Source organism: Knoellia locipacati, from assembly GCF_044791685.1.
In the GTDB taxonomy this organism is placed as follows: Bacteria; Actinomycetota; Actinomycetes; order Actinomycetales; family Dermatophilaceae; genus Knoellia; species Knoellia locipacati_A.
In genome coordinates this window covers 1,603,590-1,617,404 of record NZ_CP087730.1, presented here as the reverse complement: position 1 = coordinate 1,617,404, position 13,815 = coordinate 1,603,590, and the positions used below count along the sequence as shown (strand labels likewise).

Annotated in this window: 14 protein-coding genes; 6 read left to right on the top strand and 8 right to left on the bottom strand. The window is 70.4% G+C overall.

Annotated elements, in window-relative coordinates; all coding sequences use genetic code 11:
• Positions 1-5: 5 nt before the first annotated feature.
• A complete protein-coding gene (gene pknB / locus LL946_RS07550) occupies positions 6-1,883 on the top strand; it encodes a Stk1 family PASTA domain-containing Ser/Thr kinase (protein WP_404386375.1) in 1,878 nt (625 codons plus the stop codon).
• Between the two features lie 70 nt (positions 1,884-1,953).
• Here the strand turns inward: pknB and LL946_RS07545 are convergent, their stop codons facing one another.
• Genes LL946_RS07545 through LL946_RS07530 form a run of 4 tightly spaced genes read right to left on the bottom strand, consistent with a single transcriptional unit; the run spans position 1,954 to position 4,263 of the window.
• A complete protein-coding gene (locus tag LL946_RS07545; protein WP_404386373.1) occupies positions 1,954-2,625 on the bottom strand; it encodes an aminodeoxychorismate/anthranilate synthase component II in 672 nt (223 codons plus the stop codon).
• Positions 2,622-2,828: a hypothetical protein gene (locus LL946_RS07540; RefSeq protein WP_404386371.1), complete on the bottom strand. Its 207-nt coding sequence runs from the start codon at positions 2,826-2,828 to the stop codon at positions 2,622-2,624. Before LL946_RS07540 ends, LL946_RS07545 begins: the two co-directional genes overlap by 4 nt.
• On the bottom strand, positions 2,828-3,511 hold the full coding sequence (locus LL946_RS07535) for a class E sortase (RefSeq protein WP_404386369.1): 684 nt from the start codon (positions 3,509-3,511) through the stop codon (positions 2,828-2,830). Before LL946_RS07535 ends, LL946_RS07540 begins: the two co-directional genes overlap by 1 nt.
• A complete protein-coding gene (locus LL946_RS07530) occupies positions 3,508-4,263 on the bottom strand; it encodes a DUF881 domain-containing protein (RefSeq protein ID WP_404386367.1) in 756 nt (251 codons plus the stop codon). The genes LL946_RS07535 and LL946_RS07530 overlap by 4 nt, the downstream gene beginning before the upstream one ends.
• 67 nt (positions 4,264-4,330) lie before the next feature.
• Between LL946_RS07530 and LL946_RS07525 the strand changes: the two genes are divergently transcribed.
• Positions 4,331-4,585: a cell division protein CrgA gene (locus LL946_RS07525; RefSeq protein ID WP_404386365.1), complete on the top strand. Its 255-nt coding sequence runs from the start codon at positions 4,331-4,333 to the stop codon at positions 4,583-4,585.
• Between the two features lie 332 nt (positions 4,586-4,917).
• Here LL946_RS07525 and LL946_RS07520 read toward each other — a convergent pair whose 3' ends face one another.
• The gene (locus LL946_RS07520; RefSeq protein WP_404386363.1) at positions 4,918-5,847 is read right to left on the bottom strand and encodes a rhomboid family intramembrane serine protease; all 930 of its coding nucleotides are present in this window, start codon (positions 5,845-5,847) and stop codon (positions 4,918-4,920) included.
• A gap of 72 nt (positions 5,848-5,919) precedes the next feature.
• Positions 5,920-6,438: a peptidylprolyl isomerase gene (locus LL946_RS07515; RefSeq protein WP_404386361.1), complete on the bottom strand. Its 519-nt coding sequence runs from the start codon at positions 6,436-6,438 to the stop codon at positions 5,920-5,922.
• A gap of 156 nt (positions 6,439-6,594) precedes the next feature.
• Here LL946_RS07515 and LL946_RS07510 point away from each other — a divergent pair, with 156 nt between their 5' ends.
• The 3 genes from LL946_RS07510 (at position 6,595) to LL946_RS07500 (ending at position 11,162) form a co-directional block, all read left to right on the top strand.
• Complete coding sequence (locus LL946_RS07510; RefSeq protein ID WP_404386359.1) at positions 6,595-7,464, top strand: hypothetical protein; 870 nt, start codon at positions 6,595-6,597, stop codon at positions 7,462-7,464.
• A gap of 133 nt (positions 7,465-7,597) precedes the next feature.
• Positions 7,598-8,713 (top strand): PLP-dependent cysteine synthase family protein, encoded by a 1,116-nt coding sequence (locus LL946_RS07505; RefSeq protein WP_404386357.1) that lies wholly within the window; start codon positions 7,598-7,600, stop codon positions 8,711-8,713.
• Between the two features lie 235 nt (positions 8,714-8,948).
• A complete protein-coding gene (locus tag LL946_RS07500) occupies positions 8,949-11,162 on the top strand; it encodes a PxKF domain-containing protein (protein WP_404386355.1) in 2,214 nt (737 codons plus the stop codon).
• Between the two features lie 63 nt (positions 11,163-11,225).
• On the opposite strand, the gene LL946_RS07495 is transcribed toward LL946_RS07500, so the two are convergent.
• Together LL946_RS07495 and LL946_RS07490 are read right to left on the bottom strand one after the other, a co-directional pair.
• Entirely contained in the window at positions 11,226-12,038 is an 813-nt protein-coding gene (locus LL946_RS07495) for a hypothetical protein (protein WP_404386353.1), read from the bottom strand.
• Between the two features lie 159 nt (positions 12,039-12,197).
• A complete protein-coding gene (locus LL946_RS07490; RefSeq protein ID WP_404386351.1) occupies positions 12,198-13,064 on the bottom strand; it encodes a LysR family transcriptional regulator ArgP in 867 nt (288 codons plus the stop codon).
• A gap of 86 nt (positions 13,065-13,150) precedes the next feature.
• Between LL946_RS07490 and LL946_RS07485 the strand changes: the two genes are divergently transcribed.
• Positions 13,151-13,762 (top strand): LysE/ArgO family amino acid transporter, encoded by a 612-nt coding sequence (locus LL946_RS07485; RefSeq protein ID WP_404386349.1) that lies wholly within the window; start codon positions 13,151-13,153, stop codon positions 13,760-13,762.
• Positions 13,763-13,815: the final 53 nt, after the last annotated feature.

Sequence of the window (13,815 nt, the reverse complement as noted above, 5' to 3'; positions counted from 1 at the left end):
ACGCAATGAGCGAGGATCCCCTGCTGCTGGGGGGCCGCTACGAAGTCGGGGAGCTCATCGGTCGAGGGGGAATGGCCGAGGTGCACCTCGGCCATGACACGCGTCTCGGGCGACCCGTCGCAATCAAGATGCTGCGCAGCGACCTCGCTCGCGACCAGTCGTTCATCAAGCGGTTCCGGCGCGAGGCGCAGTCCTCGGCCGGGCTCAACCACGCCTCGATCGTCGCCGTCTACGACTCCGGCGAGGACCACACCATCGAGTCCGGCGGCGCCAGCGTCGCCGTGCCCTACATGGTCATGGAGTACGTCGAGGGCCGGACGCTGCGCGAGGTCCTCACGGAGGAGGGCCGGCTCAAGACCGAGGAGGCCCTGCGCGTCACCGAGGGGGTCCTCGACGCGCTCGGCTACAGCCACCGGATGGGCATCGTCCACCGCGACATCAAGCCCGCCAACGTCATGATCACCGGCGACGGCTCGGTCAAGGTCATGGACTTCGGCATCGCCCGCGCCATCGCCGACACCGCCGCGACCATGACGCAGACGCAGGCCGTCATCGGCACCGCCCAGTACCTCTCGCCCGAGCAGGCGCAGGGCCAGGCCGTCGACGCCCGCTCCGACCTCTACTCCGCCGGCTGCATGCTCTACGAGCTGCTCACCGGACGCCCGCCGTTCGTCGGCGACAGCCCGGTCTCGATCGCCTACCAGCACGTCGGCGAGCGGCCCATCCCGCCATCGGCGATCGAGGACTCGCTCAGCGAGGACCTCGACGCCGTCGTGCTGCACTCGCTCGCCAAGCCCCGCGAGGAGCGCTACCAGGACGCCGCATCGTTCCGCAGCGACCTCCAGAACGCCCGACTCGGACGCCCGGTCAGCGCCGAGGCGGCCGCCGCCCTCGCGGTGCTCGCCGCGGGTGCCGCGACGACCGTGAGCACCTCCGAACCCACCGAGGTGTATGCCGCCCAGACCCGTCCGCGGGAGGACGCGCCCGCGGGCGCCCCGGCCGGTCCGGTGACCTCGACGTTCCCGGCGGTCGACCGTCAGGGGTCCCCGCCCGATCGACACCGCGGACGACGCCTCGCCCTGGTCACCGTCGCACTGCTCACGGCGCTGGCGCTGCTCGGGTTCGGCGTCATGCAGTACCGCGCCATGCAGGCGGAGGCAGCCAAGGTCTCCGTGCCACCCGTCGAGGGCAAGCCCGTGGCCACCGCCCTGTCCGACCTGCGCAAGGTCGGGCTCGACCAGGTGACGCAGCGGACCGAGCAGAGCGACCAGGTCGCTGAGGGGTCAGTGATCTCCCAGGACCCGAACGCCGGCGTGCGCGTCGACCCTGCCGACACCACCGTCACGCTCGTCGTCTCGTCCGGGCCCAGCTCGGTGAGAGTCCCCGACCTCGCCGGGATGACCGTCGCCGAGGCCACGGCTGCACTCGAGCGGCTCAAGCTCACCGTCGGCAAGACCGATCGGATCAACAGCCACCTGCAGCCCAAGGACCGGGTCGTGTCGACGGCCCCGAAGGTCGGGGAGTCGCTCGAGCCCGGCGACCTCGTCAACCTCAACGTCGCGTCCGGTCAGGTCGCCGTGCCCAAGCTGACGACGATGACCCAGGACGAGGCATCGGCGGCGCTGCTCGCGATCGGCCTGAAGCCGAAGACGGTCTACCGCCAGACGGCGGAGGCGAAGGAGGGGACGGTCATCGCCCAGGAGCCGGACGAGGGTGAGCTCATCGCCCAGGGTTCCGAGGTGACGATCCGGGTTGCGCAGAAGCCGCCACCCGCCCCGCCCACGCCGACCCCGACGCCCACGCCGAGCGCGACGGCGACCCCGTCTCCGACGGCGTCATCGACCAGCACGCCGACGCCGTCGATCACCCTCCCCGGCCCGTAGCTCCCCGCATGGGGAGGGAAGTTGGGGCGTCGGGGGTTTGGGGCCGGGGCGTGCGCGTCGGGGGTGGGCGTCAGCCGGTGACCTGGGCGGCGACGTGGGCCACGGCGGCGTCGTGCACGAGCGGGCTCAGCCCCTCCGACCGCCCGACGGCGCCCTCGTCGCCGCACACCTCGAGCCAGTTGGCCAGCAGCCGGTGTCCGCCCTGGGTGAGCACCGACTCGGGGTGGAACTGCACGCCGTGCAGGGGCAGCTCACGGTGCTGGACGGCCATGATGATGCCGCTCTCGGTCTGCCCGGTGCTCAGCAGCGACTCCGGCAAGGTCGGCGGGTCGATCGTCAGCGAGTGGTAGCGCGTCGCCGTGAACGGCGTGGGCAGCCCGGCGAGCACGCCCTCGCCGGAGTGCTGGACGAGCGAGGTCTTGCCGTGGAGCAGCTCGGGCGCGCGCCCGACCGTGCCGCCGAAGACGACGCCCAGGGCCTGGTGGCCGAGGCAGACACCGAGCATCGGCTGCGTCCGCTCGGCGCACGCCTCGATCATCGCCATCGAGACGCCGGCCTCCTCGGGCGTCCCCGGCCCGGGCGAGACGAGCACGCCGTCGTAGTCCGCACCGTCGGTCGCGGCGATCGCGTCGTTGCGCACGACGGTGCACTCCGCGCCGAGCTGCTCGAGATAGCCGACGATCGTGAAGACGAACGAGTCGTAGTTGTCGATGACGAGGATGCGTCGGGCGGTGTCGGTCACAAGGTCTCCGGAGTCGGGAAGGACGGGTATGCCGTGCCACCAGTATCCGCACCGACGGTGGTCTCGTCGTAGGGCAGCCACGATGCGACGAGCGGGAAGAGCCACTCGAAGCAGGCGAGCACGACGAGGGCGAGCAGCAGCAGGAGGAGGACGAGCCGCACGACGGCGGGACCCGGCAGCGCACGCCAGAGCGCGGCATACATCAGGACGGCTCCAGGGCCGGGGCGGGCACATTGTCGGACAAGGCGATCTGCTCCCTCGTCCGGGTGAGCGTCAGCTCGGCGTGCACGACCCAGCGCTGCTTGGCGCTGAACTTCGGGTGGCACGACGTCAGGGTTAGGACCGCCTTCGTCGGTCTCGCCCCGGGCTCACCGGGCACGGGCGCGATGACCTCGGACTCCCAGGGGCGGACGATCTCGTGGCTCGTCACGGCATACACGTTCTCGCCCTCGGCGGTCTCGACGATGATCTCGTCCCCGGTCCGGAGGCGGTCGATGTCGGCGAGCGGCTTGCCGTAGGTCGTGCGGTGCCCGGCGATGGCGAAGTTGCCGACCTCACCGGGGCCCGCCGTGCCGACGTAGTGGCCAAGGCCCCGCGCGAGCTCGGCCGCCGACGTGCCCCTGACGAGGGGGCGCGCGTAGTCGGCCCCGAACCGGGGGACGCGCACGACGGCGAAGGCGTCGCCCTCGATGGCGGCCGCCGGGTCACGGGGGCCCTCGGGGGTCCGCGCCGCCTCGGCGAACTTGCGCTCCAGGCTCGTCACGGACTTGGCCTGGGCCCGGTCCGACACGACGTCGGTCCAGAAGAGCTGCCACACGACGAAGAGCAGGACGAGGACGCCCAGGGTCATGAGGAGCTCGCCGACCACGCCAGCGGTCCGCCTCACGACCGCCCGTCCACCGTCGCGTAGTCGGGCGTGATCGACCCGGCGTAGGCCGGGAACTCGAACCGGTCGGACGAGCTCACCTGGTAGCCGAGGCCGACGGCGCGGACGTACTCCTGGTAGATCTGCACCTCCGGCGACTGGGTGAGCATGTCGCGCAGCTGGGAGGGCTCGCCGATGGCCCGGATGCGGTAGGGCGGGGAGTAGACCCGGCCCTGGAGGATGAGGGTGTTGCCGACGCAGCGGACGGCGCTCGTCGTGATGATTCGCTGGTCCTGGATCATCATCGCCTCGGCGCCACCGGCCCACAGCGCGTTGACGACGGCCTGGACGTCCTGCTGGTGCACGACGATGTCGTCGACCGAGAAGCCGTCAGGCAGCTGGTCGACCGGGAGCTTGGAGTCGGTGAGCTGGACCTCGACTCCCGGGCCCGCGACGTCGGTGCGGCCGGCCGCGTGAGCCAGCGCGTCGCCCTGACGCTTGATCTCGTCGACCTCGGCGTTGCCCGGAGCCCCACCGCGGGTCAGCTCGTCGACCTCGGTGCTCAGGGTCTCGAGCTCCTCGGTCATCCGCGTGTTGTCCTTGGTCTGCTGGCGGATGATGTCCGGCAGTCCGGAGGCGTCCGAGCGCAGGCTGCGGCCCTGGGCGACCGACCCGCTGGTCGCGAAGAGGATGCCCGCGAAGATGGCGACGACCGGCACGAGGACCGACCACATGGAGGGTCGCGCCGTGAGGAACGTGCTGTGCCGGGCCATGGGGTCACCGCCTCTCTGCTCAAGGCTCTACGCTAGGCCACGACACCGATAGCCAAGGAGACAGTCCGTGCCAGAGTCCAAGGGCCGAGCCAAGCCCGCCTACACCCCGCCCCGCACGGCGCAGAGCAACAGCGTCAAGCCGAACCCGCGCTGGTTCGTTCCCGTGATGCTCGGCCTCATGCTGATCGGTCTCGTCTGGGTCGTGACCTACTACATCTCCGGCGCCAAGGAGTACCCGCTGCCGCAGATCGGTCGCTGGAACCTCGGGGCCGGCTTCGCGTTCATGATGGCCGGGTTCCTCATGACGACCCGCTGGCGCTGACGCCTCCCCTGCACGCTTCGAGCGGCCCCCGACCTCTGTGGTCGGGGGCCGATCTGCGTCCCGCGTGTGGATGCCGTCCGGCCCTGCGGACGAGCGGATTTACCCCACGCCGCCTGTGGACAACTGTGGACAAACGGGAGTTGTCCACAGGAGTTGTCCCCAGTGTGGATGAATGACAGCGGTGTAATCCACGGATTCCCGGCGCGGCGGGCCCGCCAAGTACCCGTGCCGGCGCTGTGCACTGCTGCGGCACGGCGCAGCAGTGCACAGCGACCACGGCCACGCGTCGCCCGACTGTGCAGTGCTGCAGCAGAGCGCAGCACTGCACAGCGTCAGATGGGGGACGACGTCAGCGCGTACTTGACCACGGCGAGCACGAGGAGCACCGCGGTGATCGCGCCGAGCCCGACCCAGTGCACACCGAACGTCGCGCGCTGGGTGCCCGGCCCGTCGGGTCGGCGCCCGAGGTAGGCGAAGACCAGGGCGCACGCCGCACCGACGACGAGCCCACCGAGGTGGGCCTGCCAGGCGATGCCCGGGATGACGAAGCCGAGCACGGCGTTGATGCCGATCGTCGCCACCATCGGGCCGGCCGAGCGGCCGAGGCGGCGCTGCAGCACGAGGAACGCGCCGAAGAGCCCGAAGACCGCGCCCGAGGCACCGACCGCGGGGGTCTCCCACGAGCCGAACTCGCCACGGTTGAGCTCCTCCACCGAGGCGGGGAAGGCGAGCAGGAGGTACATGACAGAGCCGCCGAACGCGGTGATGAGGTAGAGCGCGGCGAACCGGGCGCGACCGAGCATCGGCTCGAGGTACTGGCCCATGATCCACAGCGCGTACATGTTGAACGCGATGTGCAGGAAGTTGCGCGGCGAGTGCGCGAACGCCGACGTGAGGAAGCGCCACGGCTCGCTGTCGCCGAGGTAGGGCGCGAACGCCACCTCGTCGGTGAGCCGCGGCAGGGCCATCTGGCCGAGGAAGACGGCCACGCAGATGCCGATGATCGTCATCGTGACGAACGGCTTCTCGCCGACGCCGGCCACGTCGCCGCCGAAGATCGTCCGGCCCTGCCGCACCGACTTCTGGCCCTCTCGCACGCAGTCGACGCACTGCACGCCGACGGCGGCGGGTCGCTGGCACTCGGGGCAGACCGGTCGCCCGCAGCGCTGGCATCTCACGTAGGAGATCCGGTCGGGGTGACGCGGGCAGACCGGCACCTCGTCTGGGGTGCCGGTCTGTCCGTATGCCGTGGGCTCGCTCACGCGCTCAGGTCACCTTCCGTCTTGCGTCCGCAACTTCGGTGGCCAGGCCGTCGGCGTGCCGGACGTTGTGTCTCAGGCCTCGATGTCGAAGCTCTCAATGACAACGTCCTCGCGGGGCCGATCGTTCGCGCCGGTGCTCACGGCCGCGATCTTGTCGACGACGTCGCGGCTCTCCTGGTCGGCGACCTCACCGAAGATCGTGTGCTTGCCGTTGAGGTGCGGGGTCGGAGTGACCGTGATGAAGAACTGGCTGCCGTTGGTGCCCTTGCCCATGCGCTTGCCGGCGTTGGCCATGGCGAGCAGGTAGGGACGGTCGAACTGGAGCTCGGGGTGGATCTCGTCGTCGAAGGTGAAGCCGGGGCCACCGAAGCCCTGACCCATCGGGTCGCCGCCCTGGATCATGAAGCCGGGGATGATGCGGTGGAAGATCAGGCCGTCGTAGAACTTGTCGGGGTTGGTCCGGCCCGAGTCGTCCTTGTAGTCGAGCTCACCGGTGGCCAGACCGGTGATCGTCTTCACGGTCTTGGGCGCCTGGTCGGCGAACAGGGTGAGGTTGATGGTGCCGTGGTTGGTCTTGAGGGTTGCCTTCATGCCTCCACTCTATGGGGAGGCCCACGGCGGGTGAGGAGCGCGGGGAGGGTGCACCCGGCATACGAAAGGTGGGTTCGGCAGGACCCCTAGGTGTCGTGACGTGGGGAAACAGTGTTTGATGGAAGGAACCCGATCGTCCATCGATAGGAGAACGACGTGTTCCGCACGAAGAGCAAGAGCGAGCAGGCACGTGACGCCGTCGCGGCCAGGGTCGAGTCCGCTGCCTCCACCGCCTCGGACGCCGGATCGAGCGCGCAGTCGCACGCTGCCGACCTGCGCGCCCGTGCCGCGGACCTCAAGGACAAGGCCGCCCCCAAGGTCGAGACCGCACGCGAGACGGCCCGCGAGTACGCCGACCAAGCAGCCCCGAAGGTGCAGGACGCCAGGGACACGTTCGTCGAGGACGTCGTGCCCAAGCTGGCCTCGGCGCTCGCGACCGTGATCGCCGGTGCGGCTGCCGCCAAGGGCGCTGCCGCCGAGGCCGCCGACCGCGCACCCGACGCCTACCACGTGCTCAAGGGCGACGCCGTCGTCAAGCAGAAGCGGAAGGGTGGCAAGGGCGCGCTCCTGCTGCTCCTCGCCGCCGGCGCTGCGGCGTTCGCGTGGAAGAAGTCGACCGAGAAGAAGGACCCGTGGGCCAGCGCCGGTGCCTACACCCCGCCGTCGCACGGGCGTGACTCGTCCGTCGGCGACAAGGTGACCGACCTGGCGTCCGCGGCGAAGGACAAGGCCGCTGCTGCCGGTGCCGCCGCCAAGGACAAGGCGGCCGCTGCCGGTGCCGCTGCCAAGGAGAAGGCCGCCGAGGTCAAGGACAAGGCGTCCGACAAGGGCGACGAGCTGGGCGACGACGCGGGCGCCTCGGAGTTCGGTGGAGAGCCGACGACCGAGCAGGTCTCCGAGGGCAACGCCTGGACCGACGCCGGCGACTTCGCCGACGGCTCGGCCCCGTCGACGTCCGGCACCTCCGAGGGCTCCGACCTCTCGACGCCCAACATCGACGAGGGTCGCAACACGAGCAACACCTGACCCGCGGCCCTCCCGCACCACCTTTTCCGCCTGATCACGGAAACGCAGCGTTCCCCCCGGAACTGTTCCGGGGGGAACGCTGCGTTTCTGGGCCGAAGGTGCGGCCCTCTCGGCCACCGATACGGTGAGCGGCATGTCATCGCGGACGTCTGCCCCCACCCCGCTCGTCGACACCGGGCTGCGGACCGAGCCCGACCGGTCCTGGGTGAGCGAGGCGATCCGCAAGCTGCGCGCCGACGCGATGCGCTCGTCGGACACGCACCTCATCAAGGTGCACCTGCCCGGTTGCGGGCGGATCGACCTCTACCTCAAGGACGAGTCGACCCACCCGACCGGCTCGCTCAAGCACCGGCTGGCGCGCTCGTTGTTCCTCTACGGGCTGTGCAACGGGATCGTCGGCCCGACCACGACGGTCGTCGAGGCGTCCTCGGGCTCGACCGCGGTGAGCGAGGCACACTTCGCGCGGATGCTCGGCCTGCCGTTCGTCGCCGTCATGGCGTCGTCGACGTCGCCGGCCAAGATCGCCCTCATCGAGCGTGAGGGTGGGCGCTGCCACCTCGTCGACGACCCGACCGCCGTCTACGACGAAGCCCGGCGGGTGGCGGAGGCTGCCGCTGGGGTCTACCTCGACCAGTTCAGCAACGCCGAGCGGGCGACCGACTGGCGGGGCAACAACAACATCGCCGAGTCGATCTTCGAGCAGATGTCTCTCGAGGAGCACCCGGTCCCGGCGTGGATCGTCGTCGGCGCCGGCACCGGCGGGACGTCGGCGACGATCGGGCGGTTCGTGCGCTACCAGGCGCTCGACACGCGGGTGTGCGTCGTCGACCCGGAGCATTCGGCGTTCCTGCCGGCGTGGCAGGGCGACGGGGAAGCGAGGCTCGAGCCGTCGCGGATCGAGGGCATCGGGCGGGCGCGGCTGGAGCCGTCGTTCCTCCCGCTCGTCGTCGACCGCATGCTCGGCGTCCCCGACTGCGCCTCGATCGCGGCGATGCGGTTCCTGCGCGAGCGCACCGGAATCTCGGCGGGGCCGTCGACGGGGACCAACATCTACGGCGCACTGCGGCTCGCCGCCGAGATGCAGGCCGCGGACGAGCGCGGCTCGATCGTGTCGCTGGTGTGCGACCGCGGCGACCGCTACGACGAGACCTACAACTCGGATGAGTGGGTGGCCGAGCGTGGTCACGACATCGCCCCGTATGCCGCGGTGCTGGCTGCCGCGTGGGACGACGGCGTCTGGACCGGCTGAGGGTCCACGGGCGGTGGGTCTGAGTCCAGTCAGCAGCGGGCCAGGAGCCGCTCTCGACTGGACACATCAGCCGCGGGCATGACCCCGCGATGGCCCGTTGTGGCTATCCCGATTTGACTAGTCAGGTTGTGCCAATCCGCTCCCTGAACCTGCAGGTCAGGCCTACGTTTTCGGCAGGTGGGAACCCTCTCTCTTTCCTCCCAGTAACCCTGCCACTTCAGGAGTGCCCGTGAACATGACCATGCTCCGCCGAACATCCGCCGTCGCCATCGCGGCGGTCACCCTCGCTCTCGGCGCCGCCAGCGCCACCGCCGACGACATCTCGAACAACCTCGATGTCTCCGTCGACCCCGCTGCAGAGGTAATGCCGCTCACCGTCGGTGGCGCCTCGGGCAGCACCACCCTCCGAGTCGTGGAGACCAACGGCGACGGGAAGAACGGCTGCAACCTCACGGGCTCCACGACCCTCACCGTGTCCGTCAGCGCCCTCAACCCGGGCAGGGCCACTGTCTCACCGAGCAGCCTGACGTTCACGAGCTGCGGAGACACCAAGGTCGTCACCGTGACCCCGGTGTCGGCAGGGTCGACCACCGTCAGCCTCACGGCCACGAGCAACACCACGGCAGGCACGTTCGACCTCGCGCCGGCCAGCTTCCGGGTCGACGTCACCGCTGCCACCCCGACCAACACGGCTCCCACGGTGGACGTCATCGACGTGGTGGCCGGGACGGCATACGAGGTCGGAGCGGTGCCGAGGGCTCGATGCTCGGTCGTGGACGCCGAGGACGGTCCGTCCACCTTCAACGCCGAGCTCAGCGCCGTGACCGGACCGCTCGCGGCATCTGGTCTCGGTCTGCAGACGGCGACGTGCGACTACACGGACGACGGGGACCTCAACGCCGTGTCGTCGGTGACGTACTCGATCGTCGACAACACCGCGCCGGTCATCACACTCGTCAGCCGCCTGCCCGAGGCCAATGGTGCCGGGTGGAACAACTCGGCCGTCACGGTCACGTGGTCCTGCACGGACAACGGCGAGATCGACGCCGCCGCCTCCATCACGAGCGTCCCGCTGGGCCACGGCGCCGACCAGTCCGCGACCGGGACCTGCACCGACGTCGCCGGCAACGCGGCCTCGAACACCGTCGAGGACATCAACGTCGACACCGTCGCCCCGACCATCACGGCCGATCTCGATCCTGCCGCCGCGAACGGTTGGTGGAACATCGGCACCGGCGCCCCGACGGTGACCTACTCCTGTGAGGACGACCTGTCTGGTGTCGACTCCTGCACCGCCCCCCGCACCTTCGGTGAGGGCGTGGACCAGGAGGACACGGGCACGGTCACCGACATGGCCGGCAACACCGCCAGCGCCAAGGTCACCAACGTCGACGTCGACCTCACCGCACCGGTCATCACCCGGGTGAGCCGGCTCCCTGCCGCCAACGGCGCGGGCTGGAACAGCTCCGACGTCACGGTCACGTGGTCCTGTGCGGACCTCAGGGGCATCGACGCGAGTCGGTCCACGACCACCGTCACCCGCGGTGAGGGCGCCGACCAGTCCGCCACCGGCACCTGCACCGACGTCCCCGGCAACTCGGCCTCGGACACGGTCACGGGCATCAACGTCGACAAGACCAACCCGACCATCTCGGCCGCGCTCACCCCCGTTCGCCCCGGGACGGGTTGGTGGAACCTCACCAGCGGTGCACCGACGGTGACGTACACCTGCGGCGACAGCGGCTCTGGCGTCGTGGAGTGTCCGGCAGCGCACCTCTTCGGCGAGGGCGCAGACCAGGAGCACAGTGGCACCGTCTTCGACGTGGCCGGCAACAGCGCATCGGCGGGTGTCAGCGACGTTTACGTCGACCTCACCGGCCCCGGCGTGTCCTGGGTCGGTGGCCCGGCGGCCGGTGCGAGCTACTACTTCGGCTCGGTTCCCGCCGAGGGCTCGTGCGTGGCGACCGACGACCTGTCCGGACCCGGCGCCTGCGCCATCAGCGGGTACGCGACCACGACCGGCTCGCAGACCATGACGGCCACCGCCGGTGACGTCGCGGGCAACACCACCGCGCTGACCCGCTCGTACTCGGTCCTCGCCTGGACGCTCCGCGGCTTCTACCAGCCGGTCGACATGGCTGGGGTGGTGAACACCGTCAAGAACGGTTCGACCGTGCCCCTCAAGTTCGAGGTCTTCGCCGGCGCCACCGAACTGACCGATCCGTCGATCGTCGACAGCTTCGTCGTCAAGCAGGTGACCTGTGGAACCAGCACGATCACCGACGACATCGAGCTCGTCACGACGGGCGGCACCACCCTGCGCTACGACGCCACGGGTGGTCAGTTCGTCCAGAACTGGCAGACGCCGAAGACGCCGGGCTCGTGCTACATGGTCACGATGACGACCGATGACGGGTCGAAGATCAGCGCCAACTTCAAGCTGAAGTGACCCACGACGAAGGCCCGGGAGCACTGCGCTTCCGGGCCTTCGTCGTGCACGATGACCTGGTGGTCAGCCGACCATGCCGGCGCGGTCGACCTTGCGGTGGTAGCGGACTCCCGCGACGCCGCCGAGGATCGCGCCGATCAGGCTGGCGAGCAGGGCGACGACCAGGGCGGTGATCCCGGCCGTGGTGAGCGTGCCCTCGTCGACCGGGAACCGGGGGAAGACGTTGACGTCCTGCAGGACGTTGTACTCGTCGCCCGCGAGCACGACCAGCAGGGCCAGCAGTCCGGCGATCACGAGCGACCACACCCAGACGGCAACGCCTTGGGGTGCGCCGCTGAAGCGAGCCATCCGGCCGGCGACGTACCCGCCGCAGAAGTAGGCGACGAGGAGGATGAGGCTCAGACCGATGATGCCGGCGATGCCGACCTCCTCGACATTCTGGGCCGCGTCTCCTGCCGCCTGGTCGACGTCCGTACCGGTGGAGATGCTCAGCGCAGCGCCCGCCGCGGCGAGCAGGGCCGTGAGCAGGACCGCCATGCCGGTGGCGGTCAGCCAGCCGAAGAAGGCTGCCCCGGGCTTCACACCGCCGTAGGCCTCCTTCTGCATCGCCACATCGGTGACGGAGTGGGTGCCGGCCACCACGGGTGCGCTCGTGTCGCCGCGGTGCAGATCCCGCTCATCGCGGTGATCGCGATCATCCCGCTCGTACATGTCGCCCCGGCTAGCCGATTCGCCGCGGTCGTACCTGTCGTCGTCACGGATGCGGTCACGGTCGAGCGGCCCGCGGTCCCCGGCGTCGTGCTCGGTCCGACGGTCTCGGTCGAAGGGGCCGTCGTTCCGGTCGCGAGAACCCGGCGTGTGCGGTGTGCTGCTCATGAGAACCTCCTGGTGAAGGGCCGTGCTCGAGGTCGCCGACATTTCGACGATCGACGTGGCACGTCCGCTGTGGCACCAGTGAACACCTAACCGCGCCCACGAAGGTCGAACGTCCTCACCCCAAGGCGCCGCCATCGGCCCACCTCCGTCGGAGTGAGCTCAGCGAGCCGGCGCGTGGGCCCGGATTGTCTCGGTGAGGCGGTCGACCAGGGGTGAGCGCAGCCGCCACGCCTGCCAGTGCAGCGGCACGTCGACGTGCTCCCGAGCACCCAGCCGGACGAGCCGCCCCCGCTCGAGGTCGTCGAGGCACTGGGCCTCGGGCAGGGCGCCCCAGCCGAGTCCGGCTCGCACCGCCTCGGCGAACGCCTCCGACGACGGGATCCGCGAGGTCGGTGGCTGCTCGTCGTCCGGCACCCCGTGACCTCGAAGCACCCCGCGCTGGACGTCGTCGTGCTCGTTGAAGCGCAGCACCGGCATCCGGGCCCAGTCGACACCGCGCCCCCGCGCGAACCGGTCGCGCAGCTCTGGCGTCGCCACCGGGAGGTAGCGCATCCCGCCGATCCGCTCGACCGAGCAGCCCTGCACCGCAGCGGGACTCGACGTCACAGCACCGAGCACCGTGCCGGCGCGCAGCAGTTCGTGGCTGTGGCCCTCGTCCTCGACGTGGAGCCGCAGCACGACGCCCTCCCACCGAGCCACCTCGTGCAGGACACTCGCGAACCACGTCGCGAGCGAGTCGGCGTTGACGACGACCGGCAGCTCACGTGGGGCGGCACTCTCGTCGAGGGCGGCGCGGGCCTCCTGCTCGAGCAGGTGCTGCTGACGGGCAAGCCGGACGAGCACCTCGCCGGCCTCGGTGGGCTCGCACGGCAGCCCGCGCCGCACGACGACCCGGCCCAGCCCGTGCTCGAGGGCCTTGATCCGCTGGCTCACCGCCGACGGCGTGACGTGCAGCCGTCGGGCAGCGGCCTCGAACGTTCCCTCGTCGACGACGGCGAGCAGGGCACGGAGCTGGTCGGTCTGCACGCCTCGACCCTAGATGAAGCGTGCCTAAGGAAACCGGAGAATCCTTCGCTGGTCGTCATGTCCGCCCACCTCTAGCGTCAGGCGAGATGAACACCACGACCACCGCCGCCGTCCTCAGCGGACTCCTGTCCGGCTTCACCCTCATCATCGCCATCGGCGCCCAGAACGCCTTCGTCCTGCGCCAGGGCATCTCGCGCGACCGCGTCGGAGTCGTCGTCGCCATCTGTGCCATCAGTGACCTGCTCCTCATCGTCGCCGGGGTCCTCGGCGTCGGGGCCCTGGTCGAGAGCCGACCGGGACTGCTGCGGGTCATCACCGGTGCGGGCGCGGCATACCTCGTCTGGTTCGGGATCCGATCGCTGCTGTCGGCGCGGCACCCGCAGGCCCTGAGCGCGAGTGCGCCGGCCCGGGGGTCCGCGGCCCTGACCGCCGTGGCGCTCACGTGGCTCAACCCGCACGTCTATCTCGACACGGTGCTCATGCTCGGCAACCTCAGCACGGCGCACGGGCCCACCGGACGGTGGTGGTTCGGCCTGGGCGCGGGGGTCGCGAGCGTCGTGTGGTTCAGCGCTCTCGGGTATGCCGCACACCTCGCCTCGCGCTGGCTCGCGCGGCCGCGGACGTGGCAGGTCATCGAGGTGCTCATCGGGTTGGTGATGTTCGCCCTGGCGGCGATGTTGCTGCGCTCCACCTTCTGAGGCTCCACGTCCTGAGGCGGCGTCGGCCCGAGTTCGCCAAAGCCCTCCCGCCC